The organism is Sphingobacterium sp. BIGb0165, assembly GCF_024810095.1.
GTDB lineage: Bacteria > Bacteroidota > Bacteroidia > Sphingobacteriales > Sphingobacteriaceae > Sphingobacterium > Sphingobacterium detergens.
In genome coordinates this window covers 302,249-328,192 of record NZ_JANUEB010000003.1, presented here as the reverse complement: position 1 = coordinate 328,192, position 25,944 = coordinate 302,249, and the positions used below count along the sequence as shown (strand labels likewise).

The following is a 25,944-nucleotide window of genomic DNA, read 5'->3' as shown; positions in this document are numbered from 1 at the left end:
GCCCCATTATTTTAAAATAATGGGGCTGCTAGCATTTACCAAATGTCGTATACGCGATTATGATTCTTCCACGAATTTATTTTCTGCCGCTTTTATTCCTGTCAATAACAACAGGACAATACTAGCCGCAAGAAAATAAAAGGAGTAGTTCCAGGATGGGTCTATCTCATGCAATTTTCCAAAAATCGGTGGACCGAATGCAGCAATCAAATACCCAACTGATTGCGCCATTCCCGAAATTTTGATTGCATTCGCTGTCGATTTTGCCCTTAAACTAAAAAAGAGAATAGAAAGACTAAACGACAGGCCATTGGAAAGCCCTAATAATATGGCTGCAACATAGATCCCATCTAGCTTATATAAAAAGAAGATCAAAATGCTGCCCAGCATACCCACCGCAACAGCAACAGCCATCAGTCGCTGATCTTTCATTCGGTGCGCAATAATAGGCCCGACAAACATAATGGGGATCATCGCAATCTGAATCAAAAATAACAACCAACCGGTGTCTTTGGCAGCCATCCCATAATCGACCAATACCTTGGGCAACCAGGAAATCAAACTATAATAAACCAATGATTGAATTCCCATAAATATACTGATATACCAAGCCAATCTGGATTTAAAAATATGCCCAATCCCAGTCTGCACTTGCTTCTTCTGCTCAGGAATAACATTCTTCTGCCCACGTAACTGATCAAAAAAAACAGCAATAATAGATCCTATCGCCAAGACCACCCAAACACCTAGGGAACCTCTCCATCCAAAGCCAGTCCAGTCACCCAGACGTAGACTAAAGCCTGATGCGAATGCTGCCGTCAAGTTCATTGCTACAGCAAAAATACCAGTCATCAGTCCGATGTTATTGGGAAAACTGGTTTTAATATACCCTGGAGCTACAACATTACCCACACAGATTCCTAAGCCAATCATGACGGATCCCACAAACAAAGAAGTTGTACCGCCCCCTACCCTCACAATGATTCCCACAGCAAGGACAATCAATCCAAACAACAAAAAACGATGCATACCCCGAACGTGGGAATACTTACTCACCAGGACCGAACAACTTGCAAACATAAAAAGAGGAATTGCCGTCAATAAACTACTTTGAAAGCTATCTAATGTAAGATAGTCACTGATCTGCCCCAAAACAGGCCCCACAGCCGTAATCGGCGATCTCAGATTCGTTGAAACTAAAATAACAACCAATACAGACAACCAGCTCCAGGATACAGTGTTTGATTTTTGCATATTATTATTCTTATAAATTATTTATTTCTTGGGTGTAATAGCTAATGTTTAGCGGATGGATCCTTCCACTAGTATACGATATTACCGCATGATGAATACACCTACAAGATGATTTGTTGCAAAGATATATCCAGTTATTTAATTAAATTTGCCATTGATTTAATTTATAACGACATGAGCTGTTCCAATCATATTGATACAATTGATAATATAAAAAAATCTAATTTTGTCTGGTTCGAAGAAAATTGGGTTCACGACGATGCGTTACATACCCATCGTAAGGCGCAGTTGATTTATGTCGAGCAAGGCTTTCAATACCTCACCGTTGAGGGAAAAATGTACCTCCTCCCCCAGAATCATGTGGCATGGGTACCCTCAAATGCTTTACATAAGACCAATTCACATTCCGAGAGTATCAAGTTAATGATCCTCTTTTTTGATATCGAGCAGGAAGATCCATTTTTCGAAAAGGTTCAAATATTCGCTGCTCCGAAGGTGTTAAGAGAGATGATCCTATATGCCGAAAAATGGTCAAAATTGACGGAAGAAAATGAACATGAAACAATTTTCCTTCGTGCACTACTTAACGAACTCCCCGCCTTCGGATCCCGCTTATTGCATCTAGAAATTACGCTGCCGAGTGAAAATAGATTACAGATAGTCTTAAATCACCTACACGACCACTATACCCATCCTATTAAGATGGAAGAAATTGCGTTATTATCCAATCTTTCCCTGCGCACGATCGAACGATTATTTAAAAAGGAAACGGGAATGACACTGGTCAAATACCAGCAATTGTTGCGGATAATTAAAAGTCTTGAATTATTAAGCACAGGTGAACTGACCATATCCCAGATTGCCTACAAAGTTGGGTACCAAAGTGTACAGGCTTTTACAAATAGTTTTTATGCTGTCATGGGCTATCGGCCCTCCGCTTTTATTGAGCATTAACAGCATAACATGAAAGTGTTTGTAGTTTTTTAGCTACAAAAAACAAGCGGGTTATTAAAAAAAATAAACAACACTTGCATATGTGTAAAATACACACTATCTTTGTTGCATCATAATTTAGGTTTATAATTGGTTATTTAAGGTTTTCATTCTCCCCGTTTGAAAACCTTTTTTTTGTCTCTATACTTCCTATTAAATTCTATTTGACGTGCCTTTTATGGCTGATCCTGTTATAATCCCATGTATAAAATAAGGCAGGAAATCTTACAAAATAGCAGCCTTCAGAAAATCATCATTCAAATTAAATTCTTAAAAAATTCAATAATTCTTCAACAATAGTGTATTTTTAACCATATGTTCAAAATAGGAGAATCCTATTCGTAACATAAACATAAAAATACATCGAAAATATAAATAAACACATATGGCAGAGCATGGGGATTTACAAATCGCAATATTAATCGATGCGGATAATGTTTCTTATCGAAAGATCGAAGAGATTCTGAACGAAGTCAAACGCTACGGTATCCCAACGATCAAACGGATCTACGGTGACTGGACCAATCCTTATGTCGAAAAATGGAAGGATAAGCTCCTCACCCATGCGATAACCCCCATCCAACAGTATAGCTATACCCAAGGTAAAAATTCCACCGATTCAGCTCTTATTATCGACGCGATGGACATTCTACATTCCGACAGGGTCGATGGCTTCTGTATTGTATCGAGCGACAGCGATTTTACAAGATTGGCAACCCGTTTAAGAGAATCGGGTAAGTTGGTGATTGGTATTGGAGAGAAAAAAACGCCGAAACCTTTCATCGCTTCTTGCGACAAATTTATTTATGTTGAGATCTTTGAAAAGAATCCAAAAAAGGAACCTAACACAAAGAAAAAACAGCAGAATCAACCCAAACCGGCACCTGTAGACAATCCAACCAGCATAGCAGTGCTTGACGAAGAGACACTGGAATTATTAAAAGACACCGTTGATGACACCGCAGATGAAAATGGATGGGCATTTTTGGGGGAAATTGGTAGTCTTTTCAATAAAAGAAAGCCGGATTTTGATGCACGAAATTATGGTTACGACAAAATGTCCCACCTTTTTAAAGCCTATACGGAGGATTTTGAAATTGAAGAACGTAACACGGATAAATCGAGAATAAAACATTATTACATTCGAAATATTATCAAACGACCTTTATCTGCAGTCGCTCCCTCACCAAAAGCTGAAGACAAAAAAACAGTAGCAACCACTGATGCAAAAGCACAGGAAGTTACGGCAAAACCTACCAATCAAAATGCACGAAAAAAAGGTCGCCAAAATAAAAAACCTCAGGAGACAGCAGTAACTGAAAATCCACCGAAAGAGCTTGCAGCAGTTCAACAGAAGGAGGAACAACAAGCAGTAGAAAATATCGCTCAAAATGATTCTCCCAATCATATGTTATTTCCAGCAGCAGGAAATAAAATTACAGCGGATGATACAAAAAAAGCGCAAATCAGAATTACGAAAGATTTTAAGCCTCTATTTCCAACGAAATCACAAAAGCTCCGGATCGTTATTGATTCCAATGAGTTTGAATGCAATTTCACGTACCGTGGCCGTGGATTCCATGTCCTTAAACTAGGAAAAGAGGCCGCAACCCAACTTGGACTAGCGGAAGGTATCCAGCTAGAAATTACGAAACTCAACGAGCATACCTATACACTCCAAAATCAATCCCGCTAATTTTAGCGCAGGATGGACTGAAAAAAACACTTGAAGTACTGATTGAACCCAATGTAGTTGATCGATCAGTACTTCAAATGATACAAGATCATGTGCGAGCTCATGTATCTATCGTATCAGCATCGTCTGATCCGGCTGCAGATTAAAATTCCCTGAAAACAAGGAGTATATCATCACTATTTTCCGGCTATATTTGTTTATATTCAGACTGACCTTGGACATTATTTAAGGATGATGACCCTGATAAAAAAATCCAAGGCGGACTAAATGTCGGATCTGATGTACCGACAAATAAGATCATTCATTCTTGTTTAATACAATGGAGATAAAAAAGGTTTTCAATTATATATGGGTACTAAGTAGTACCCTCGTATTTCTCGCATGTGGGCAGCGTAGCGCCGCAGATTCAGCGCAACCGTCGACTAGTGAAAATAACCACACGGACGTTCTGCCTTATGATTCCACAACGCGTACAATTCATGTACTTGTCGCATTATGTGATAATACCTATCAGGGAATCGTACCTGTTCCCAAAGCAATCGGTAACGGTCAGGATCCGGCCAACAATCTCTATTGGGGCTGCGAATATGGTATAAAAACTTATTTCAATCGCAGTAAAGATTGGAAACTTTTAAAAAAGTATAAAGCAAAAGATGCAATCCTCGAGCGTTTGGTCTATAAACACAGGTCTGAAAACTATTACCTTGTTGCAGATGCCTATGATGGCAAAGAGATCAAGCTGTGTACAGTTGATTTTCTCCGAGGTCTGCATGGCCAGCTAAAAGATACACTGCAGGTAGACAACAAGATTATCGGAATAGCAGGCAATGCAAAGCTCAATGCTTATATTGGACATGATGGCCTTATGGATTTCCAACTAGACCAGCGTTTCAAAAACACCGACCACGAAAAGCGGAATGCGATTATCCTCGCTTGTTATAGTAAAAAGTATTTTGCACCTCATATCGATAAGGAAACTGTAAACCCCATTCTCTGGACAAGCCATTTGATGTGTCCAGAAGCCTACAGTCTCCATGATGCGCTAACAGGGTATATAAACGGAGAAAGCAACGAACAAATTCAGGAAAGAGCAGCAAAAGCCTATTCCAAATATCAGAAATGTAGTCTCCGTGCGGCAAAGAACCTGTTGATCACCAATTGGTAACAGGTTTATCTTCCACCGGCAAACTCCATCGTGAAATGGTAGTTTTCGTCAATAGGCACTACTTTTCTATCAACCTTGCGCAGATCACGCGCTTCTTCTGTCCATAGAAAAGGATAAAATGAAAACACCTGATTTCCATCCAATTTTTGTACATCTTCAGCCCATTCCTTCCATTTAAATGTTTCATAAAATTGACGGATGTCACCCTTCAATGTCCAATAAATAAAATCAGAATAGCCGCACTCCAAACTTTCCCATTGCAAGGTGTCCTGTGCAAAATAATAGACCTGTCCTATGCCCTCACCCAAAGCTCCGGCATTAATCGCGAAATATCCTCCCAAAACATCATCGGCAATTAACAAAAAACCACCTTTCTCCCCTTCTTTGTCAAAGCTTTTCCCTTTGTTCCACTCCATGATACCTCGATTCAATTTAGTCGAACCAGAGCCTAGGATCCGTAGCCATCCCCCATCGATGAGTATTCCACCGGTTTGATGAATAATAGCACCCATAGGTGATTTTGTGGTAATCTGAGCTCGTAGTAGCTCTTCATCTGCACGTTTTGGATTTCTGGGCAGTACCTCATAAGAATTACTTGCTCCCTTCATCCATTCTTCGACCAGACCCCATCCTGAATCTGTCGGATTAATCAACTCATTTAGACTCTTCATTCCTTGTCTTTTATATTCAAAACAAACCATACTTACTTCCCTTACGACCTCATCTGCCGTAGAAAGAAGAATAAAGCGACGCATCTTGAATTGCCGAAATTACCACAATTCTTCCTGTCATCCAAATCACATAAGTTCATTAACTAAAGTCCAAAACAGGATTTAACCGTCACTTTACGCACAAAACATAGGAACCTTGAAGCAATTTTCGTTAAATTTAAACCATGCAACATGAATTAGAAAAACTTCGGTATCCCATAGGCCGCTTTGCCGTACCAGATCATATTGACAAGCAACTACTGAATGATTGGATAAAAACAATCGCAGATTTCCCCGCACGACTCAAATCCGAAGTCAGCGACCTGCCAGATATCGCTTTGGAGAAACGATATCGCCCAGACGGTTGGACCATCAGACAGGTGGTGCATCACTGCGCTGATAGCCACATGAATAGCTTTGTCCGTTTTAAGTTAGCGCTGACAGAAGATGACCCTACGATAAAACTCTATGAAGAAAACCTGTGGGCCGAACTTCCGGATGCAAAACACAATCCAATTGAAAGCTCCCTTAAATTATTAGAAGGCTTGCACCAACGTTGGGATATCTTGCTTAAGAGCCTGAGTGATGAGCAACTTGAACGAGCCTTTATTCATCCGGTTACAAAACGGTATATTTCCCTTAAAGTAAATATAGGTCTCTATGCCTGGCATTGTAATCACCATTTGATGCATATCGTCAACGCAAAAAATAGATCGGTTTAACGATAAAGTCTTATTTTCAGGTAGCTGCCAAAAAAGTCAATGCGCCCCCTTGAGAATTACCTATTCCTAGGCCATCAGCGACAGCGTGATAATAAAGGCACCAAAGGCTCCCAAAGCAAGACCTACGATACCGGCGATCAAAAATGTCCGCAGATAATAGCCAAACGTTTTGGTCTTTTTCTGGATGATATGGATAATCCCCACTATCAGGGAATAACCTACACCTACGCCAAAAAATAGCATAAAGGCTAGGTCGATTAGCATACCTGTGAAATCTAAATTCGCAGAAGATAACATCGTGCAGGTTATTTTTTCTTTTTAAACAGTTTACTAAAAAAGGATGAACTACTATTTCCTCTAGGTTCGTCCTTTGCTTCTACTCCCCCAATTTTCTCATTCGCCCAAATCAACAATTCGGGTTCAATATCCAATTCGTGTTGTCGGGCAAAGTTCGACCAGTAGGCATGTTTTTCCTGATCCATAAAGTCGGGATCATTTTTATAGTAACCCAATAAGCTTTCTGTAGCAGACTCATAGACACTATAATGATTTGCCCGCTCAAAATAATGAATGGCTTTTTTACTGTCCTTTTTAAATTTTAACCCCGCATCATACATCAAACCGTAATAAATATTGGAATAGCTATCCGCTTTATCTTTCTTCAGATAAACAAGTAGACGGTCATAATCATCTAAACTATAATAAATCGAAGCAATATTGCGATTATTTTCAACCAGTTTCAATTCCGCTTTTTTGTAGTAATCCAATGCTTTTTCAAGATCTTCTTCCACATAGGTCCCACTAAAATAGAAATAACCCAAGTTGGATAATGCATAGCCATCCCCAAGATCAGCCCCTTTGTTATAAGCCTCAAAAGCTTTTTTTAGATCCGAAGTATAGCCTATTCCATGCTGGTAAAGATAACCGATGCTATTCCAAGAAGCTGCATGCCCCTTTCCGGCGGAACGCTCATAGTATGCAATTCCTTTTTTCAGGTCCAGAAAACGCTTATTTTCATTATCGGTATCTGTATAGATATTACCAAGTTCATACATACTGCTTTCATTGTCCTGATCAGCTGAAAATGTAAAGTAACGGATAGCATTTTCGACGTCTCCATTTCTGCAGCAATCCATGGCCATGTGATACAAGGTATAACTATCATAAGCAGATTCAAAATCTACGCCCCGATCCGATTTCCACTGGGTGAAAAAATGGTCAAAAACCTCAAGTTCCTTTCCTTCCAGCTTGTCCAATACCTTGATATAATATCCATACTGATCTTGGGGCACCTCTTCCAATCCCTCATATCCTTTATTGAACAGTTTGCCGTCGCGCAAGATCATTAGATCTTGATAATGCCGTACACTACCACAGATAAAATCGAAGGATTCACTCAGTTCTTTGCTATCAGTATCGTAGTAATAATACCCGCCCACCTGATCTTGCAGGATAAAATAGTCCATCAGCGCATAGCTGATTGTGGCATAATGTGCTGACAATGGTAGCAGCCAGCTTTTAGTCTCCGTGTGATAGATTCCTCTTTCCGATTCGGTTTGGATGATATAACAATTATAGGCACCATTACCAAAATCGGCACCTCCCTGTACAGATTTAATCGTCAGATCTTGCAGAAGAAAACCCTTGCTAGCGAGGTCATACAGAAAATATTTGCCTTCCGAAAGGTAATATAATGCGCTGAGCCCATTCATGGCATTTAGCACAGCCACATCTTTTACCAAAAGGGAGCCGTCTGCTGCATGGACTGATTTCTTTTTTTTATTGTTTAAATTGACCGCGTAAAAATCAAACAACAATTCGTTTAAAACCCCTTCTGGATATTCGCCCAATAGAACACCCTGATTGGAATAGTATTTACGTAGTTTGCTGTTCGCTATCGGTTGATAAATAAAGCCCTCGTAGTCTATTTCAAAAGGCTCATCAGAACCTGTCGTATGAAAGCCCTTACCTTCGGCATCGATAATATCATATTTTCCGTCCCGCTGTCCCTGATAGAATCCATAAGCAAAATCGTCCAAAACCGCATAGTTCAAGGGAATAATTGTAGCGCCAGTTTCCACGTTCACCAAGCCATATTTGTCCGCTAAACTCACTTTTCCTACAATGGTACCACGACCGCTCTGTACAGGCGCTGCAGAGGCGTACATACAAGGGATGGTCTCTTCGCCCTTTCTATTTAAATAACCAAACAAACCTTCTTTCGCAACAACTGCAAAGCCATTGTAATCAAAGTCTCCGATCTCGTCATAGCGGGGTTCAACTTTTACCTCAGCCTTCGCATTCCGGATCCCCCAGCGTCCATTTTCTTCAAAAAACTGATTATCAAGGCTATCAATCGCTTCCGTATTCCACCAGCCCAATCCATAGTTGCTCCACTCAGCCTCTAACATCGCTAAAAAGGAATCATAACCTGAGCGGCTCAAAATAGGATAAAGCTCTGATAACGATTGCTTCTCTACTGCTTTTTCGTAATACAGGTTCTTCTCATGAATTTCAAATGCAAAATCCTTTGCTTGTTGACTATGTTTCACCTCAGACATATTAAACACATCACGCGCATTGATCTGGAAGCATTCAAATGGAAGTCCATGCAGAAAATCGAACATTTTTTCGATGGTCAACAGGACAGCAGCATTGGATATCAAGTTATACTCCTGAATAAGCAGATCGTAGAATCTCCTTAATTTTAAAACACCCGCTTCTTTTTCAGCATATACCAAGGTACCTTTTGCTTTTGGATTTGCGGCAAACAGGGGCAGCAACAAATCTGGAATGACATAGTTCCATTCACCCAAATAAGCATGGAAATACTCCTGATCTTTTTTATCTGTGTTATAAATATAAATTCGATGTGCCATATTCTTTTTTATTCTTCAATATCAACGTCATTGTTTTTGGCAAAATCCAACCAAAAGTTGTATTTAGCTGCATCTGCAAACGCTCCGTTTTTATAGTAATACAAGAGACGATTGACGGCATAAGCATAGGCAGCGTTTTCGTTTGCCTGTTCATAGTAACGCAGTGCCTTCACCATACTCTGTTTTACGCCCCAACCTTCTTCATACAAAATACCATAATAAATCGCAGCATACTGTCCGTCTTTATCCTTTTTCAGATAAGGTAATAAATTGGCATAATCTTTCTGTTGGTAATAAATTTCGGCTACCTGCGCATCGTTATTGATGCCGTCTTTTTCAGCCTGCTTAAAGTAGTGTAAGGCCTGCACATAATCCTGTTCCAGATGTTCCCCTTCATAATACCAATTGCCAAGATTGCTCATTGCTTGCGCTTCCCCAAGTGCCGCAGCTTTTTGGTAAGCCTCTAAGGCTTTGGGAATATCAAGCGGAAGGCCGAGGCCCGTAGCATAGATGAACCCTAAGTTCGTCCAAGCTTGTGCATGATCCTGTGCGATAGCCTGCTTGTAGAAGCCGATCGCTTTAGGAATATCCAGAAAATCTTCATGATCTGTATCGCAATAGATATTGCCAAGAAGGTATTGGCAGTCGGCGCTACCTCGGGAGGCACCGATAGTCAACAAAGGTATAGCCTCGGTTATCTTACCGGCCCAATTTAGTTTTCGCGCTTTTTCGTATAACGTCTCGTTATCAAGATAAGATTCGTACCCCGTCCCCTTTCGTTTTGTCCATGCTTGATAAAATTGTACAAAGTAGCTCTGGTCTGCTCCCTGCAAATTATATTTTTCGGCATACAAACGGCCAAATGCTGTTTCAGGAAATTCAGCGACATTTCGCTTTAGATCTACGTAAAACAGCCTTTCTCCTTTAAATAAAAGTAAGAATTCACCTTCGCTTCGTTCCGGATGTGGATCATGAATCGGCGCACTGACATAATCGTAAAGTTCGCTACAGAAATTCACTTTTGTATCAAAATAGCGCATTCCTTCGGATTGCTGGATACGCATAAAGTCCATATAGCAATATTCGATTTTTAGATAAGTCGGATCAGGTTCGAGTAGCCATTGATCAAGATAAGCTTCATATATCCCCTGCCCTTCAGCACAGGCGACAACAAAGACATCTTTTCGGAAGTTTTTAATGCTATCGACCAAGATTTTATCAATAGATCGATCGACTAAGCGGAATAGATCATGCGCAAGTGCGTAAATCTGCCATTGTTTATTTTTCAGGTATGCGATGCTACGATAATCATCCAGAACGATGATACGATCAATCTCTTCATCCAGCACAGTACCATCAGGCTTGATGATTGAAATCTTGCGCTGCAACTTATTGGGTTTGATCCAGAAATAGGCATTGGGAAGAGCCTGTAGGCTATCTTCCAGAAAACTGCCCAAATAGTGACCATCCATGCGAAAGTATTTCCGCTTCATGGTCCCTTTTTGCCACTTATAAAAAAGCTTACTGTAATCGTATCCAAAAGGTTCATCCGCCGATTCGGTAATAACCTGTGTTCCATCAGCAGCAAAAAGAAAGTAGTTATCACCTTGCTTTGCATTCAAAAAACCACGGGCAAACCAGTCCAGATCATCATAGGCAGCAGGTAATGAAAGTTGTTTGCTATCAATATTCAATATACCACGTTTCCCTTCGATTTCAACCTCAGCATAATTAACCCCATCGATAACATGCGCGTCAAATGCTTCAACGTACTGACAGGATATGATCTCCTCTCCCCGCTCATTGATGTAACCAAATAGATGATCCAGTTCAACCAAAGCAATCCCTGCTTCATTGAACTCAAATAGCTCATCATATTTCGCAGCGACCAGAATATTTCCAAGAGCATCCTTTAATCCTTGTTTTCCATTTTCTTCAAAGACTTCGGTTCCCTCCTGCTGAAAAGCATGTTCTTCCCACAAGCCCAAACCATAGTTAATCCAGTCTGTCTCGAGCATTTCCAGAAAAGTATCATAGCCTGATAATTGCAAGATCTTCTGAAGAGGATCCAAACGCTGCTGCTCAAAGGCCTGTGTGTATAAAGCTCCCGTCGTCCTGATCTCATCAACCCAGTCGCTTGCCTGTTCTGTATGTTTTTCTACGTTCATATGGAAAACATCCCGTCCATCGATTTGAAAGGTATCGAATGGCAAACTTTCCAAAAATTCAAACATCTTGTTGACCGGTTCAGCATACTTCTTTTTGTAATGCAATTGATAAACATCAGCAAGCAGCGCATAAAAATAGCGCAACCTTGCAATACCGTCTTCCTTATTGGCATAGAGCTGTGTTCCTTGGGAACGGATACCCGAAGAAAATAGCGGGAACATCAGAGCTGGAATTTCATAATTCCATTCGGCCAGATGTGCTTCAAATGTTTCTTTTGTTTTAGGATTTACGTTATATATATAAATGCGATGCGCCATAACCTTATTGCTCGATAGTCTTAAAATAGATCGTGCTTACCTCAATACGATGAAAACGGCAAGCACTGTACCTGATGCAGTAAAAATACAGCTATTATTAAATATTCTGTTTAGCGGAAAACAGGGATTTTTCCTTTTGCTAATTCTTACTTGCAGGGGCAGTTTGCTAGGAAAAGTAATTTGAGATTCGATGCATTCCTATTGATGACATCAATTTTCGGAAATAATATCCAGTCTATAGAAACCCGCTCGCTTATCATGCGGTGCTCCATAGAAAAAATTCCGAAAGTATAGCTGCTGATCTCCATTCCAAAAAATATCTTTTAAAGTGCAAAACTCAAAGTTATCATTCCAGTCCAGGGGAATCTGCGCATAGGTCAGATAGACCTCATTTTCCTTTTTTTGCAAAAAGTAACTGGAACATTCCTGTCCGTTAAACATGCCATTCAATCTATATTTCTTATGCTTAGAGAAATAAACATAGTCTAAATTACCGATTTCTTCAATATCCCATTTCCCCTGACGCAAATCAAGTGCCTGATCTGTTGTATGTCCTCCTTCCAACAACAAAACCTCTTCAGATGGAAAATATTTCACAAACATATTCTCCAACAGGTCAATGGCACCTTCTGTTTTTCCCGCCGTTAGTAAGCGACCATCATTAAGTCGTACCTGAGCAATTACATCCCCCTCCACCAATGTATCAATTTCCATGGTCTTACCTGGAATATAGTCTCCAAATACGACACGGCCCTGCAATAGCTTTTTCGCGACTTTTACATCGCTGATCGAAGCGATGGTATCTCTCCTATAATCGGCCTTTTGCTGTTCCTTAAAAAAGCTGACCGAATCTATCTTATAAATTCTGATCATTTTATCCTGAAAGACAAGCGAATCGACCGCTGGCTTTTCGCTTACAATAGCCTCCTTTATTGGAGGAGAAACAGGATTTTTTACCTTGTTTTGTTGACATGCCATACATAGCGACAAAACAATACCAGCGCAATAAAGTACTTTTTTCATATTAACAGATAATTCACCATTAAGATATTTCAATCTAATATCGTATTTCAATCACATAATAGGAAAGGTAAGTCAATTTAAGCGCTGTGACAATCGATATTCGACTTGTAAACGCTAAATATTGAAATGGATAAAGGCCCATGTTGTTTCATGAGCCCGATGGATAAGGTAAATTGTTAGATTTCGAAGTAAAATCCTGTTTCTTTGAGTTCTTCGTATTTTTCTTTATCAAAACTATAGATTTTTGCTGCTCTGGCATGTCTATCCTTTTGCATGTCGCTATAGTCGATCAACAGATCCATGCTCAGTATCTTTTTGCGAAAATTACCGCGATCTATCGAACGCTGCAGAATTGTTTCATACAATTTGTGCAGGTCAGGTAAGGTAAACTGTGCCGGCAGCAGTTCAAATCCGATGGGCTGGTAACGGATTTTACCTCTGAGGCGTTCGACCGCAACAGACAGGATCTGTTGGTGATCGAAAGCCAAATCAGCTACCTCCTCCAAACTAAACCATTGCACCGCATCGATGTCAAGTCCAGCCACCAAGATATATTCGTTAGGTTTAACTAAAGCATAATAGGCAATACTGATGACCCGCCCCCGGGGATCACGGTTTAAATCCGAAAAAGTATAGAGCTGCTCAAGAAAGATATTGCTGAGCCCAGCTTCTTCGGACAATTTACGTAGCGCACATTCATCCGCAGTTTCATCCTCCTGAATAAAGCCACCGGGAAATGCCCATTTCCCTAAGTAAGGTTCTATCGCCCGTTTGGTTAATAACAGTTTAAGTTGATTTTTTTCAAAACCAAAGATCACACAATCGACTGTAACTGCAGGTCTGGGGTATTCGTAGTTATATGTTTTTGGGGTACTGACCATCTTGTTATAAAATTACGTCTGTGGACTTTTTGATCTGTATGCCGTATTTTTCACGCAGTGAGTCAAAAGCCTGCAGTGTAGCCTCTTCGAAACCAGCAATGGGTGACATACAGTCTATCAGTAGGGTAATGCGGGACGTAATCGCTTTATCCTCCGCAAAATATTCCAATATCTGCATTGCAGATGCCAATACACAGTGACTTGATGCCTGCCCGGCAATATAAATGGCATCGTAGGCCTGGATAGCCTCGAGCACGGCACGATTGACAAATTTATTGTCATCGTATTCAGCTTTGATGATACCATACATTTCAGTGTAGGGATCCTGTCCTTTATAGACCAATATGGGTTTGACCTGTCGTACAGCGCTGTGAAAATAGAGCATATTGGTAAATTGACTTTCCAATTGCGCCCCCGAGCTGCCCTCTAAACAATGATAGGGCCAGATGCAAAGCTCCTTTTTCCCTTCGGTTTCTAAATTTTTAAGATACGCTAGAGATAGTTCAGCTGTGTCCGCATTGGCGACAGTCCATGTTCCATCGATAAGATCCTTGCGACGGATGACCGTAAAAGGTTTGGGCTGATTTCCTTGCTTATCCACCCACCAATCTGCATGGAAAATCTGCAGCAGTGAATGACAGTCAAGGCTGCACATGACCTGTGTCAGAGAAGCCATATTGTTGTACATCCATTGGGTCAGCCGTTGCACATCAGCACGCGAACCAACTACCGGTAGACTGCCAATGGATTCCATAAAATCGTTCTGTACATCAATCGCCAAAAGCAGTGTACGCTTTTTATCCGATGCAGCAGGCAGGATTTGCTCCTGCCCAGCCAATGACAATATGGACGGAACATGATCCCTTTTTTCGGATGCGATCTCTCTTACATCAACAATCTGTTCATATCTTGTTTTCATCTTCAATAATTATGTATTGTATGTGTCCTAAACCTAACCTTTTCCTATCAGCTCTACTTTTTACTAGCCTTTGAAAGTTGGAATCGCAGCAAACTTATGAGCAGATTGTTGTTGACGTCTACGGATCAGTTCATCTATCGTCGGATCACCGGATGTTCCGGTCAGAATAAATGCATCAATCTGTGCATAGCTCATGCCCAATTCTTCTTCATCTGTCTGTCCTTCCCATAGACCTGCCGAAGGACTCTTATATTGAATGGATTCGGGGACACCTAGGTATTTTGCCAGTGTATATACTTCTTGCTTGGTCACCATGGCCAAGGGATTAAGATCATAAGCGCCATCTCCCCATTTGGTAAAGTAACCTACGGTCGCTTCGGCCATATTGCCGGTACCGATCACAAAACGGCTTCCCAATTGAGCAAATTGATAGAGGTAAGTCATGCGAACCCGTGGCCGGATATTGGCTAAGCTCAAGACACGGTTGGATTCGCTTGAAGCTGCAATATAGGCTTCGTTATTGATGGTCAGCGCATCGACCGCTGGCTTGATATCAAAGATATGGTAGGGAAAATCAAATTTTTCAATAAGCTCCATCCCATGTGCATGACTCTTGCTATTGTTCATGTCACTACCATAAGGCATCATGACCAAATGGACATCCACCTTCGCCAAGTGGCATAGGCAAGCAACCACACTACAGTCAATCCCGCCGCTCATACCCAGTACCAAACCTTGACGGTTTGCCGCATTCACTTGTCCCGCAATCCATGATGCCATTTGTTGGGCATACTGTTCAACGTTTTCATCATTGATGAAAAACAGTTTTCTTAGGTTATTTTCCATATACTCTTATTGATTCTGTTTGTAATCTATTTCTTATTTCCTTAAAACTAGCTGTGCAGACAAAGGCCCCATCCACAAAACATTCTTTGAGCAGGTTGCTATCATTCAATTGTTCGATGGTCGTTGGATTGAGATCGTCTATCAAGCGAAAATCATTGTTTTCAAATACAACGGCAACCATACCTTTTTGGGATTTCTTAAAATTACCGGTGTCTGTGGCCGGTCTTTTTTGAATAGCTTTAAACTGACCGGCCACAATTTCGGCCGTTCCCTTTAAAGCGAAGCCAAAGGTATCTCTTGTGACATACTGATAGGTATAGGATCCTATTCCAAGTATTGTATTGGTCGAGGCAAAACCTTTCGCCATCAAACCTTCACAGATCTTAGTTGCCCGTTCCACGGTGATGGAGTCGCCATATACAACACCGATATGTGGATCAAGTTCCTTGAAGCCTTTCGCATTGACCGTCCCGCCAAAGAGTTCAAATAAACGTTCGACAATCCCTTTTTGAACTGTTTCGTGGTCAGCTTCCGGATCACCACAAATAATCTTAACAGGATCGCCACTGTCTGGCCGAATGACAACCTTGCCTTCCCGCCCCATGATCAGATCTTTCAATTGTGGCAATACATGATCCACAACATGCCATAGGTCATAGGTATCGGACACAATAGAAATGTTTCCGCTGGGGTAAACCTCCGTAATCAAATGTCGGAAGGCTTCAACCTCCTGTTCACCGTAAGAACACATCACACTATGCTCTGTTGAAGGCGTGTACATCATGACATCACTTGTGGCTCCGTAATAGGTTTTGAGGTATTCCCGAACGGAAAGTGTTGCGGAAACGCCGAAGCTTAGTAAATGTCCGCCGGCAGTGCGATAAGCCGTTTCAGGCGATCCCATACCGCGCATGGAGAAGTCTCCAGCTTGGGTGAATACTTTATTGACATCACTTGTTTTTTCAGCAAAACCTGTCAACAATCGCTTGTATTGATCGGCGATAGTCGCAGCGGTCATTGGTGACCAGATATAAGCGGAGAGTTGCGTTTCAAGATAACCTGGCAACCAGAAGAAATCTGGATGGGTATTCTCGATCGTAAACATCGGCACGCCTATCGGTACGAGACTCCCCTCTTTCAAGGCTTTCACCTTAATCGGAAGATAACCCAAGCGATGTAAATCGCGTATATGTTGTGACTGATGTGTGCTCGCAAAATTGCTATTGGTCATCGCGAACACTTCACGAATGGCTTTTTCATACTGCGCGACAACTGCATCCTCAGGTTGGGCGAAAAAATATTCATCGAAAGAATTACTGATCTCCGCCAGAGCCCCCTGCAATCCAAAGAAGGCAACATGGCCTATTCCTGCGATCCGTGACATCCGGGGAGTCCAGGTTTCGTATACCCATTCTGTATGTGCTGGATATTGATCCTTGTGACACAATTTGTAACCGTCCGTCCAGAGAATCGGATTTTTGCTCATTGCTCTAAACATAGCTTTCAGTTGTTAAGTTGATATAATTTAATTTCGGATGCGTAGTGTTCATCATAGAATCTGTGGTGAAAACAAGGTCGATCGGTGAATCTTCCTCCAACAAAGTACCTTTGAAAATCCTTGGCTCACAATGTGTCACCAACAGGTAGATTTCACTTGCCCCCATCTCCTTTAGAATTTTTCCTGCCCAGAGAAATGTTCCACCTGCAGAACATAAATCATCGACAATTATGCATTTGGCACCTTTTACAATGTTACCTGTTTTTAATTTCATCGCTTCAATACGTCCCGTTTGTGGGTTGCGTTGCTTTTCAAAGACACAGGCATCTTCGTAGCCACTATTTAAATAGCGCGCTGCTGCCCCTTTATCCGGAAATACAATTCGGTCATTATCTGAAAATTCGAGTTTTTCCATTAGTTTCGGCAACCAATCTAGCGCTGGATAGATCGCTACACTATTTTCCAGTAATGTGAGGGTTGTTTCGGAATGTGGCTCAATAACATAAACTTTATCAAACTGCAAACTATTGATAAATGCAGCGACATATTTTAGGGTAAACAGGTCGCCCTCAATTTTGCGGTCCATACGACTATAGGGCATATAACGAATCCATAATTTACAGCTCGCCCCTTCTTCCTCAAGTCGCTTCTTGACAAAAAACAAACGGATCAAATCGCCATCTTCCTGATAGGTAAATTCTAGCAGATTATCCGCTTTGATCCACTGATCGAAATCCTTCACTTTCGTTTCTCCATTTGGAAACTGTTCGGTGATGAGCTGATGTTTATTTAATATAATCATAGTTTCATTTTTTACAACCACTCTAGTTGAGTACTTTTTACTCAACAAATATGCGTATTATTTTCACTTTGACAAAATTTATTGAGTACTTTTTACTCAATAAATCAGAATAAAGACACAAACAACTAAATATCAACACAATAACTTTAACTAAAAACACCTTATTTATTAATAACGCACAATAAAAAATCACAGTTTTACCTTCAGTGGCACCTAAACATACGCAAACAAACGCTAAAATTCGCTTGAAAATGAGAAACACAAAACGACCAGGAGGCCGTATAAAATTAGCGGAATACAGGGATAGTATCTTTCGCAGAAAACCGGATCTTTGTCTTTAAGACAAACAGTCAAACGAACTGATCACGATCGTTGACTGCAAAAAGAACAAAATATTCGCATGAACAAAGCAAATTTAATCAATAAGGATATTGAAGCTATTTTACAAACAGAATATCAAGACATCTCGCAGTTGGTCGAAGATTATCAGGACGTTCCGGTCAGTGAGGAAAATCAGGAAGCATTATACGCCTATAACCTGCTTTACATGAATATACATTCCTTATCGGAACAGGAATATCTTGATGCGTTCAATCAATTGGGTGAAAAATACCCCAATTACGGTCTAGCGACAGAAAATGACCATAACAGAACAATTGCCGAACTGGAGAGGGTGAAACAGGCATTCAACCAACTATGCTTACAAACCGAGCAAGGGCAGTATTTACTTCAACTCAAACTCAGGAGTATTGATCTGGACATTCAAGTATATCGAAAACTGATGCAGTTGCCGATTACTCCTGCCATTCAAACAGAAATAGATCTACTGGAATCAGACTCTTACAAACTTATAGATGAGATCGAAGCTATTTTAACACAATATGTTGATGAATAAGCTGTTTTTCATTCGAGCATTGCTCTTGCGAACATCAACGTATATATGCTGTTTATTCGTTAGTCTAAGCACACTCCTATTGCCGCAGGAGACTTGGGCGGCTTCTCCTGATCAACTCCAACAGCAACCGTTCAGTCCCTATTCGATCAGTGATGATGGCTATTTACACTATAATCTACAGGTAAATGATAGCAGCTATCTTGCTATAGCACTGAATCTGCATACCCTATTCCCTGGTACAAACGTCGAGAATCTTAGGCTGAAACAGTATGAATTAACTGACTCAGAACTTAAAATCAGTAGTTATCAAGGAGTTCCTGTTTCGGCCAGCTATCAGATTATCGATAACAAAATCAAGTTATTGACGACCAAAAACTGGCCCTCAAAACTTACATTAAACAACCATTTGTTTTCCTTGAGCTTCATTGAAGAGCTGACAGCACTGTTTGCGGCAAACGATTTAGAGCAATTAAAGCTACTCAACTGGGGGACCATACCCAAAGAAAATATACTCTTGTTTTTAAGCCAATTGAACGATTTCTCCAACACAGCAGAATTTGGTTACAATGCAATTCACAATATGTTAGCCAATAAAAACTACGCTGTGGCAAAGTTTTTTTACAACTCATTTCTGACAAAGAATAAGAATTTCAATGACTTTGAATTACTTAAAATGGCGATTGAACAGGACGACTTGGATTTTATCAAAAAAACATCCTTAAACAGTTTAAACATCTGGGGTATAGATGAGGTCAAATTCGACTACAGTTTTACACAATGCACCTTGCTTGGTAAAGCAATACAACAAAAAAACAAGGTTATCGCACGCTATCTTTTGGATCATGGTGCTTCAACAGAAAAGGTATACAAATGTGAAACAGAAGTACTTAATGCAATTCAATTCGCAGAGCAGATGAAAGCAAAAAAGCTATCTGATCTTTTTAAATAAAACAACACTTATGACACATTTACCTGTTCATCAGACTAATAATATTTAAAAATAATTCATAGCCATAAGATAAGGATAACAACTTATGCTATGCACTACTTCTGGTAGTATAGGGATTGAATAACAGCATAGCTATTTAAGGGAATGACAGGATTGAAACAACAATACATAATCAGCGCATACTAACAGCAGCTAAAATAACGTTACCAAAATAAGGTCATACAGATAAATCTATAAATTATGCCGGTACGTTTCGTATCTTACTGGAATAAACGATAATAGCAGATGATATGATCCTATTTAAAAAATTACACAGATGAAAAAAATAGCTTTATTTGCCCTGTTGCTCATTTGCACGCTATTGATCGGGCGATCTTATTTCCATATTAATGCAACGAAAGCTCAAAACGGATCTTTAGATAAAAAAGTTAAAAGTAGCGCGATGCTACCTCAGTTAAAAGATGGCGATATGATCTTTCAGTCATCCGTCTCGCCTCAATGTAAAGCTGTACAACTAGCGACAGGTTCTCCTTACTCTCACTGTGGTCTTATTTTTCATGAGGATGGAAAACCTTACGTGCTGGAGGCTGTTCAACCCGTCACAGTTACCAGCTTGACAGACTGGATCGCTCGAGGAAAAAACAAACATTATGTCATCAAACGGCTTAAAGAAGCAGACAAAGTACTATCGGAAGAAGTTTTAGCTAAAATGAAGGGAATCGGTGAGGGATTTTTGGGTAAAAACTACGATGCCACATTCGAATGGTCGGACAACAGAATTTATTGTTCGGAACTGATCTGGAAAATCTATCAGCGCGGTGCCGGAATCGAAGTAGGCAAACTGGAAAAACTCAAAAATTTTGACCTCAGTAGCGCCGAGGTCAAAAGCAAACTCAAAGAACGTTACGGCAATCAGATCCCTTTGGAGGAAACAGTAATTTCACCGGCATCTATTTTCAATAGTGAGCTTTTGACAACGGTAGCGAGCAACTAAACAGTCTTACACGACATCAGCCCCCAAACTAGTCTAGCTTCTGCAATTTAACGGGTGTACCCCCCTTCAATTTACTCTGTTCCGCAGCGTCAATAAAAGCACAAATTGCTAAGGTTTCCCGCTCATCCACCGGACTTTGCCCAGTTTGAAAAAAAGGAAGTATAAGATCCAGCAAGGGGCCATAACCCATAAATTGCCCCAGATGAACAATCTGATCTTTCAGAAAGACTGTGCCACCAAAATCATCCTTCCCTTCCCGGATACCGCGAACCGAGGCAATTCTTCCATCATCCCATTGACCAATGTACATGGAAGTCCCCCTTTCCTGTACCGTTCGCACCGTTATACAGCCCGGCCCCATTAAGGCAAACAACATTTCCACCGCATGAATTCCATACCAATACAGATCCTTGTGCGACGGATCCGTGACAGCGGGACTATAGACATCGGCTCCAACAACTTTACTCTTATCAAGTTCCTGTAGGCCGACAATGTAACGTAATGAACTGGAGGAAAATACAGGACACCCGTACTTCCGGGCTGCTTCAAATATTTTTAGCGCATCGGTATACGAATTAGCTATAGGCTTGTCGATAAACAATGGTTTTCGCGCCCTGAGGACTTCAAGAGCCTGTTGTAAATGCAGGTTGCCATCATTCGTCTCCAAAAACACATAATCCACTTGTTTGAGCAGCTGAGCAATACTGGAAACGACCGAGACGCCATATTGCTGAATTTCGGCCGTGATCTTGGGAATACGCTCCGCGCTAAGCGCGATTGTTTTACTGCCGTAAGGATAGGCCGCAACAACGGAGAATTGCCCATATAAACTATCTGCACTGGCCGTATTGATCGCTTTTGTAAAAGCAATGGCGTGTGTACTGTCCAAACCGATAATACCGATTTTTTTCTTCTTCGGCTGTGTTAATATCAGATTGAGTCCTTCCTCCGAAAAATCGGCTCTTGTGTGAAAAGAAAGCCCCAACGGCAATAATGAAAGTAAGAAATGCTTTCTATCCATTGGACTCATTCAACAAAGAAACAGCACTATTCACCAAAGCCGAAATCGCCGTCTTAAATGCTTTTTCATCAAGATTGAACTGCGGATTATGAAGCCCATATTGGGTATTGATCTGGTCATTATTCGTGCCCACCAACATAAATAAAGCTGGGTACCGATAGGAGTAATAAGCAAAATCTTCTGCTGCCATCCAGATTTCCAGATCTTGCACGACTTCATTTCCCATGCTCCTTTGTAGGATATTTTTTACTTGCTGGGTCAATTTGGGATCATTATTCAATGCAGGATACCCATGGCGCACTTCCACATCTACTGTCGCACCCAAGGCCTCGGGCAACGTCCGTGAAATTGTTGCTACTGTCGCCAAGGCCTCCTTGCGCCAGGTTTCATCCATGGTACGAAAGGTACCAGCCAACTTCACCTCCTCGGGAATGACATTCGCGGCACCGTCGCCGATAAAACGACCAAAAGTCAATACAGAAGGGATGTCTGGGTTTGCCTTACGACTGACCAGCTGCTGTAAAGTGGTCAGCAACTGAGCGGCAATCATAATTGGATCAACGCCACGATGCGGCTCCGCCGCATGACCGCCACGTCCTTTAATGGTAAAATAAAACTCATCGCTTGAGGCCATAAACCGCCCCGGACGTAAACCTATTTTCCCTAAAGGTACACGCGGACTGACGTGCAAACCCAAAACCGCTTTAATCTTTCCACCGAAAGACTCCAGGATACCGGACTCCAAGATCTGGATCGCACCACCGGGAATCTTTTCTTCCGCAGGCTGGAACAAGAGCACAATTTTCCCTGAAAACTCGGCTTTATATCCCTTTAAGACTGTAGCAACCCCCAATAGATTTGCTGTATGAAAATCGTGACCACAAGCATGCATAACACCCTCATTTGTGGACTTATACAACACATCATTCTGCTCGTGAATAGGTAACGCATCAATGTCGGCACGCAAAACCACGATATCGTCACTTGAGGACTTTTCGCCCTCAAGCACTGCAACTACGCCTGTATTGGCGACAACTTTAAATGGAATATCGAGCAAGGTTAACCGCTCCTGGATATAGGCACTCGTCTTATATTCCTGAAAAGACAGCTCAGGGTGCTGATGAATATGCCGGCGGATCGCAACAATCTCCGGGAAAATAGCTTCAATTTCGGTGTCTAGTTCTTTCAACATAGCATTCATCGTCGATGTATTGATAAAAAACATATTTCAGTTACGATACTTTCATAAGGAATCGTCCAACAAGTTAGGTTAAAAATAGCGCACATAAAAATACAGCACCATCACTGTAATAATTATCCACCAGAGGGTTGGATTCCGAAAGCCACGATAAGAGGCTTGATCTCCTTCGGGCATCTGAAGCGAATCGCGTGTCAATATCAGGTTTTTCAGCCGCGCTTCCGGAACGGCCGGTGTACATAAACTCACCAATACACAGGCGATCATGCAGGTCCAGAACACAATGCCCGTTCTGTTAAAAAATGGCATATCTGGAAGTACATATTCCAAGAGCAACGAAAGTGGAATGGTCAATAAGCCAGCCGTCAACGCTCCCTGTGCCGTCGTCCGCTTCCAAAAGACCCCCATCAGAAACATGGTAGCTATACCCGGCGTAAATAAACCATACAGATTCATCAGGTAGAGGAATACAGGTTTGTCGGAATAACTAATCAATACCACAGCACTCATAATACCAAGCACAATAATGACGACTCCAGCACGTTTACCAAAACGTATCGCTTGATCATCAGAGGCATTTTTATTGATGTATTGACTGTAAATATCTACTGTGAGTATGGTTGTACAGGAATTTATAGCGCCAGAAATATGGGACATAATCGCAGAGATGAGACCAGCCATGACCAGACCGATCAACCCTTTGGGCAACAGCGTTTCTACGAGCGTCGCAAATAACAGATCCGGTTGATCTAAATGCGGTAAAAATTTAGGTGCTACCAGAGCCGGAATCGTTATGATCAGCGGGACCAAAAATTTAAGGTAATCACCGAAAATAACGCCCATACGGCCATGCCATTCATTTTTTGCGGCCAATACGCGCTGAACAATAAATTGATTGGTCGCACAGTAGAATACACTGATACAAAGCAAACCGCCTAAATACATTGTCCAGGGAAAGTCGGGATCGGAAGCCGGATAGAACATCTTCCAGTCTTTGGATGATTCCACGACGGACTGAAATCCGCCTGCCGCATTGATGGTTGCAAAGGTCAGGACGACACCGCCGAGCACTAGGATAACCAGTTGAACCATTTCGGTCCAGATAACGGCTTTCAGCCCTCCTAACACGGTGTACAAGCCCGTCAAAATCGCCATTCCAAAAATACTATACAGAATAGGAATACCAAATAAAGCATGTAAAGAGAGTCCACCCAGATAGAGCACTGCTCCGATTTCCACAAAAACGTAGGTAAATAAGATCAAGATCGCATAGAGCACGCGAGTGGCATTTCCATATCTTTTTTCAAGATATTCGGGAATTGTATAAAAGCCATTGCGTATGTAGAAAGGCAGAAATATCCAAAGCAGCGCATTAAAACCGATCAATATGGCCCCCCATTCCAAGGTGATGGCCACAAACCCACGGCTATAGGCTGCTCCCATGGCACCGACAAGATGATGGCTACTGATATTTGCGGCAATAATACTCCCGCCGATCATCCACCAGGGCAACTTATCTCCTGCCAAAAAATAGTCCCGTTTGGACGAGGAACTTTTCTTCGAGGCATATAATCCCAATACGACGATACCGACTATGTATACCGCAAAAATAATGACATCAATCCAATCTAGTTTCATCGGTCAGTAATGTTTGAATTCCTAATTTCGTTTGTTCAATAAGTATCTCGAGACTACCTTGTTCGTAAGGACTCTGCCATACGGCATAGATATCTTTATCATAGCATTCCGCTGGCGCGAGGTAGCCAACGTAACCGTTGGCGATATTGATAAAGACAATGGTATGGTTGGGAAATTCAGCCCGTATAATCGACTGGTAACAAGAGTATGCTTCATTGGCCTGGGCCACCAAAATAGCATCTCCCATTTTCCACAGCCATACCGGAATGGTTGCTTCCCGCTGATCAGCAATGGTCTTGCGGGTATTATATTTCCGCCAAAGGCGATCTTTCATAACCCGATCAGTACAGCTTTCATACTCCTGAAAAATAGCCTCAAGGCTCGGCAAATTTTTGTATGGTACTTTTACAGTATGCACAAGCTGCTTGAATTCAGTTGATAATACCTGTTCCTGAAAACTCCAACAAGCCAAAGGTGCTCCTGAAATTAAGGCTTTGTCAAACGCCCAACGCTGAGCTGCATGATCCTCCTGGACCAAGGTTCCAAGCACCGCATAGCCCAACTGCCGACCATTTGCTTCTACCAAAGCCGGATCTTTGACATATTGACGTTTGGGAGCAAGATCCCCCGATGCGCCCTGCAGGAACAAGCAGGGAACTTTCAAGACCGCTTCCACCGTATGCCGCATTTCACCAACAAAATCCGGAGAAAGCAGTTCGTTTTCGTGGGCAAAACTCGTCGGATGACAGGCATAATTGCAGATCACCGCCTTTAATTTTTCGGTGTTATCGTACACACGCCCTAGTAATAAGGTATGATCCGCTTCTTTTAGAGGGTTAAAGCCGATGAGATATTCGCCATTAATTTCCAGATCCCGATTACAGGCCAGATCGCATACCCCATAACTCCAATGTAAACTCCCTTCAAATAATCCATCCTTCGCCTGCTGGACACAGCTGATCGCCTGCGCTTTTAAGAATTCCAGATACGGTGGAATCAACTCACCTCCGGGCTGATGTATATCCGTAGAACAGATACTGGGGCCAGCATGTGTATGTGAAAGTGTAAAGACCAGCTGTGATGCTGTCAGATTGAAATGATCGAGCAATGCAAAACGCAATGCCCGTTCGTCTTCCGCATTTTTCCACCAGCCCAGATCGGCTGTCAATATAATGGCAGGAGGAGAATCAACAGGCGCCATATAAAGGCAATGCATCAGCAAGGGCTGGTGCACAGCAACAGCCCGGTCAAAAGTAGCTGCCCCCCAATTGCGCGAATAGATCCCTAAGCTAGGTGTAATATCACATTGGCCAAGTCCAATTTTAGCCTGTAAACCACCTGTTGTTTCTTTTCTTGGATCCTTTTGTTCCATGAT

Annotated in this window: 22 protein-coding genes; 7 read left to right on the top strand and 15 right to left on the bottom strand. The window is 41.5% G+C overall.

The features are described from left to right. Positions 1-57: 57 nt before the first annotated feature. Positions 58-1,254 carry an MFS transporter gene (locus tag M2408_RS07895; protein ID WP_259180611.1) on the bottom strand — a complete coding sequence of 399 codons (1,197 nt, stop codon included), beginning with the start codon at positions 1,252-1,254 and terminating at the stop codon, positions 58-60. Between the two features lie 174 nt (positions 1,255-1,428). Between M2408_RS07895 and M2408_RS07890 the strand changes: the two genes are divergently transcribed. The 3 genes from M2408_RS07890 (at position 1,429) to M2408_RS07880 (ending at position 5,108) form a co-directional block, all read left to right on the top strand. Beyond that, entirely contained in the window at positions 1,429-2,208 is a 780-nt protein-coding gene (locus M2408_RS07890; protein WP_259180609.1) for an AraC family transcriptional regulator, read from the top strand. A 424-nt stretch (positions 2,209-2,632) separates the two neighbouring features. Beyond that, positions 2,633-3,943, top strand: coding sequence for an NYN domain-containing protein (locus M2408_RS07885; protein ID WP_259180607.1), 1,311 nt, complete (start codon positions 2,633-2,635; stop codon positions 3,941-3,943). A gap of 319 nt (positions 3,944-4,262) precedes the next feature. Further along, a complete protein-coding gene (locus tag M2408_RS07880; RefSeq protein WP_259180605.1) occupies positions 4,263-5,108 on the top strand; it encodes a hypothetical protein in 846 nt (281 codons plus the stop codon). A 5-nt stretch (positions 5,109-5,113) separates the two neighbouring features. On the opposite strand, the gene M2408_RS07875 is transcribed toward M2408_RS07880, so the two are convergent. After that, complete coding sequence (locus M2408_RS07875; protein ID WP_120261025.1) at positions 5,114-5,779, bottom strand: DUF2625 domain-containing protein; 666 nt, start codon at positions 5,777-5,779, stop codon at positions 5,114-5,116. 224 nt (positions 5,780-6,003) lie between these two features. Here M2408_RS07875 and M2408_RS07870 point away from each other — a divergent pair, with 224 nt between their 5' ends. Then, positions 6,004-6,540 (top strand): YfiT family bacillithiol transferase, encoded by a 537-nt coding sequence (locus M2408_RS07870; protein ID WP_259180599.1) that lies wholly within the window; start codon positions 6,004-6,006, stop codon positions 6,538-6,540. Between the two features lie 66 nt (positions 6,541-6,606). On the opposite strand, the gene M2408_RS07865 is transcribed toward M2408_RS07870, so the two are convergent. The 9 genes from M2408_RS07865 to M2408_RS07825 form a co-directional block, all read right to left on the bottom strand. Continuing rightward, positions 6,607-6,837, bottom strand: coding sequence for a hypothetical protein (locus tag M2408_RS07865; RefSeq protein ID WP_259180597.1), 231 nt, complete (start codon positions 6,835-6,837; stop codon positions 6,607-6,609). A gap of 8 nt (positions 6,838-6,845) precedes the next feature. Continuing rightward, on the bottom strand, positions 6,846-9,419 hold the full coding sequence (locus M2408_RS07860) for an SEL1-like repeat protein (RefSeq protein WP_259180596.1): 2,574 nt from the start codon (positions 9,417-9,419) through the stop codon (positions 6,846-6,848). A gap of 8 nt (positions 9,420-9,427) precedes the next feature. Further along, positions 9,428-11,905 carry a tetratricopeptide repeat protein gene (locus tag M2408_RS07855; RefSeq protein WP_259180595.1) on the bottom strand — a complete coding sequence of 826 codons (2,478 nt, stop codon included), beginning with the start codon at positions 11,903-11,905 and terminating at the stop codon, positions 9,428-9,430. 210 nt (positions 11,906-12,115) lie between these two features. Further along, the gene (locus M2408_RS07850; RefSeq protein ID WP_259180594.1) at positions 12,116-12,928 is read right to left on the bottom strand and encodes a hypothetical protein; all 813 of its coding nucleotides are present in this window, start codon (positions 12,926-12,928) and stop codon (positions 12,116-12,118) included. Positions 12,929-13,104: 176 nt separating this feature from the next. Further along, entirely contained in the window at positions 13,105-13,809 is a 705-nt protein-coding gene (locus tag M2408_RS07845) for an NUDIX hydrolase (protein ID WP_259180593.1), read from the bottom strand. 4 nt (positions 13,810-13,813) lie between these two features. Beyond that, positions 13,814-14,728: a hypothetical protein gene (locus tag M2408_RS07840; RefSeq protein WP_259180591.1), complete on the bottom strand. Its 915-nt coding sequence runs from the start codon at positions 14,726-14,728 to the stop codon at positions 13,814-13,816. A 63-nt stretch (positions 14,729-14,791) separates the two neighbouring features. Continuing rightward, positions 14,792-15,574, bottom strand: a complete 783-nt coding sequence (nadE, locus tag M2408_RS07835) for an NAD(+) synthase (protein ID WP_259180590.1) — start codon at positions 15,572-15,574, stop codon at positions 14,792-14,794. Further along, positions 15,564-17,072, bottom strand: a complete 1,509-nt coding sequence (locus M2408_RS07830) for a nicotinate phosphoribosyltransferase (RefSeq protein WP_259180589.1) — start codon at positions 17,070-17,072, stop codon at positions 15,564-15,566. The genes nadE and M2408_RS07830 overlap by 11 nt, the downstream gene beginning before the upstream one ends. After that, positions 17,065-17,874: a phosphoribosyltransferase family protein gene (locus M2408_RS07825; protein WP_259180587.1), complete on the bottom strand. Its 810-nt coding sequence runs from the start codon at positions 17,872-17,874 to the stop codon at positions 17,065-17,067. Before M2408_RS07825 ends, M2408_RS07830 begins: the two co-directional genes overlap by 8 nt. Before the next feature lie 400 nt (positions 17,875-18,274). Here M2408_RS07825 and M2408_RS07820 point away from each other — a divergent pair, with 400 nt between their 5' ends. From M2408_RS07820 to M2408_RS07810, 3 genes are all read left to right on the top strand, one after another. Then, the gene (locus M2408_RS07820; RefSeq protein ID WP_259180583.1) at positions 18,275-18,769 is read left to right on the top strand and encodes a hypothetical protein; all 495 of its coding nucleotides are present in this window, start codon (positions 18,275-18,277) and stop codon (positions 18,767-18,769) included. Continuing rightward, positions 18,762-19,718: a hypothetical protein gene (locus tag M2408_RS07815; protein ID WP_259180581.1), complete on the top strand. Its 957-nt coding sequence runs from the start codon at positions 18,762-18,764 to the stop codon at positions 19,716-19,718. The genes M2408_RS07820 and M2408_RS07815 overlap by 8 nt, the downstream gene beginning before the upstream one ends. 316 nt (positions 19,719-20,034) lie before the next feature. Further along, positions 20,035-20,712, top strand: coding sequence for a YiiX family permuted papain-like enzyme (locus tag M2408_RS07810; RefSeq protein WP_259180580.1), 678 nt, complete (start codon positions 20,035-20,037; stop codon positions 20,710-20,712). A 28-nt stretch (positions 20,713-20,740) separates the two neighbouring features. Here the strand turns inward: M2408_RS07810 and M2408_RS07805 are convergent, their stop codons facing one another. From M2408_RS07805 to M2408_RS07790, 4 genes are read right to left on the bottom strand one after another with little or no spacing between them, the layout of a single operon-like run. Then, the gene (locus tag M2408_RS07805) at positions 20,741-21,733 is read right to left on the bottom strand and encodes a Gfo/Idh/MocA family protein (RefSeq protein WP_259180578.1); all 993 of its coding nucleotides are present in this window, start codon (positions 21,731-21,733) and stop codon (positions 20,741-20,743) included. After that, positions 21,726-22,958: a M20 family metallopeptidase gene (locus M2408_RS07800; RefSeq protein WP_259180577.1), complete on the bottom strand. Its 1,233-nt coding sequence runs from the start codon at positions 22,956-22,958 to the stop codon at positions 21,726-21,728. The genes M2408_RS07805 and M2408_RS07800 overlap by 8 nt, the downstream gene beginning before the upstream one ends. A gap of 45 nt (positions 22,959-23,003) precedes the next feature. Beyond that, the gene (locus M2408_RS07795) at positions 23,004-24,569 is read right to left on the bottom strand and encodes an SLC5 family protein (RefSeq protein WP_259180575.1); all 1,566 of its coding nucleotides are present in this window, start codon (positions 24,567-24,569) and stop codon (positions 23,004-23,006) included. Further along, on the bottom strand, positions 24,550-25,941 hold the full coding sequence (locus M2408_RS07790) for a hypothetical protein (RefSeq protein ID WP_259180573.1): 1,392 nt from the start codon (positions 25,939-25,941) through the stop codon (positions 24,550-24,552). The genes M2408_RS07795 and M2408_RS07790 overlap by 20 nt, the downstream gene beginning before the upstream one ends. Positions 25,942-25,944: the final 3 nt, after the last annotated feature.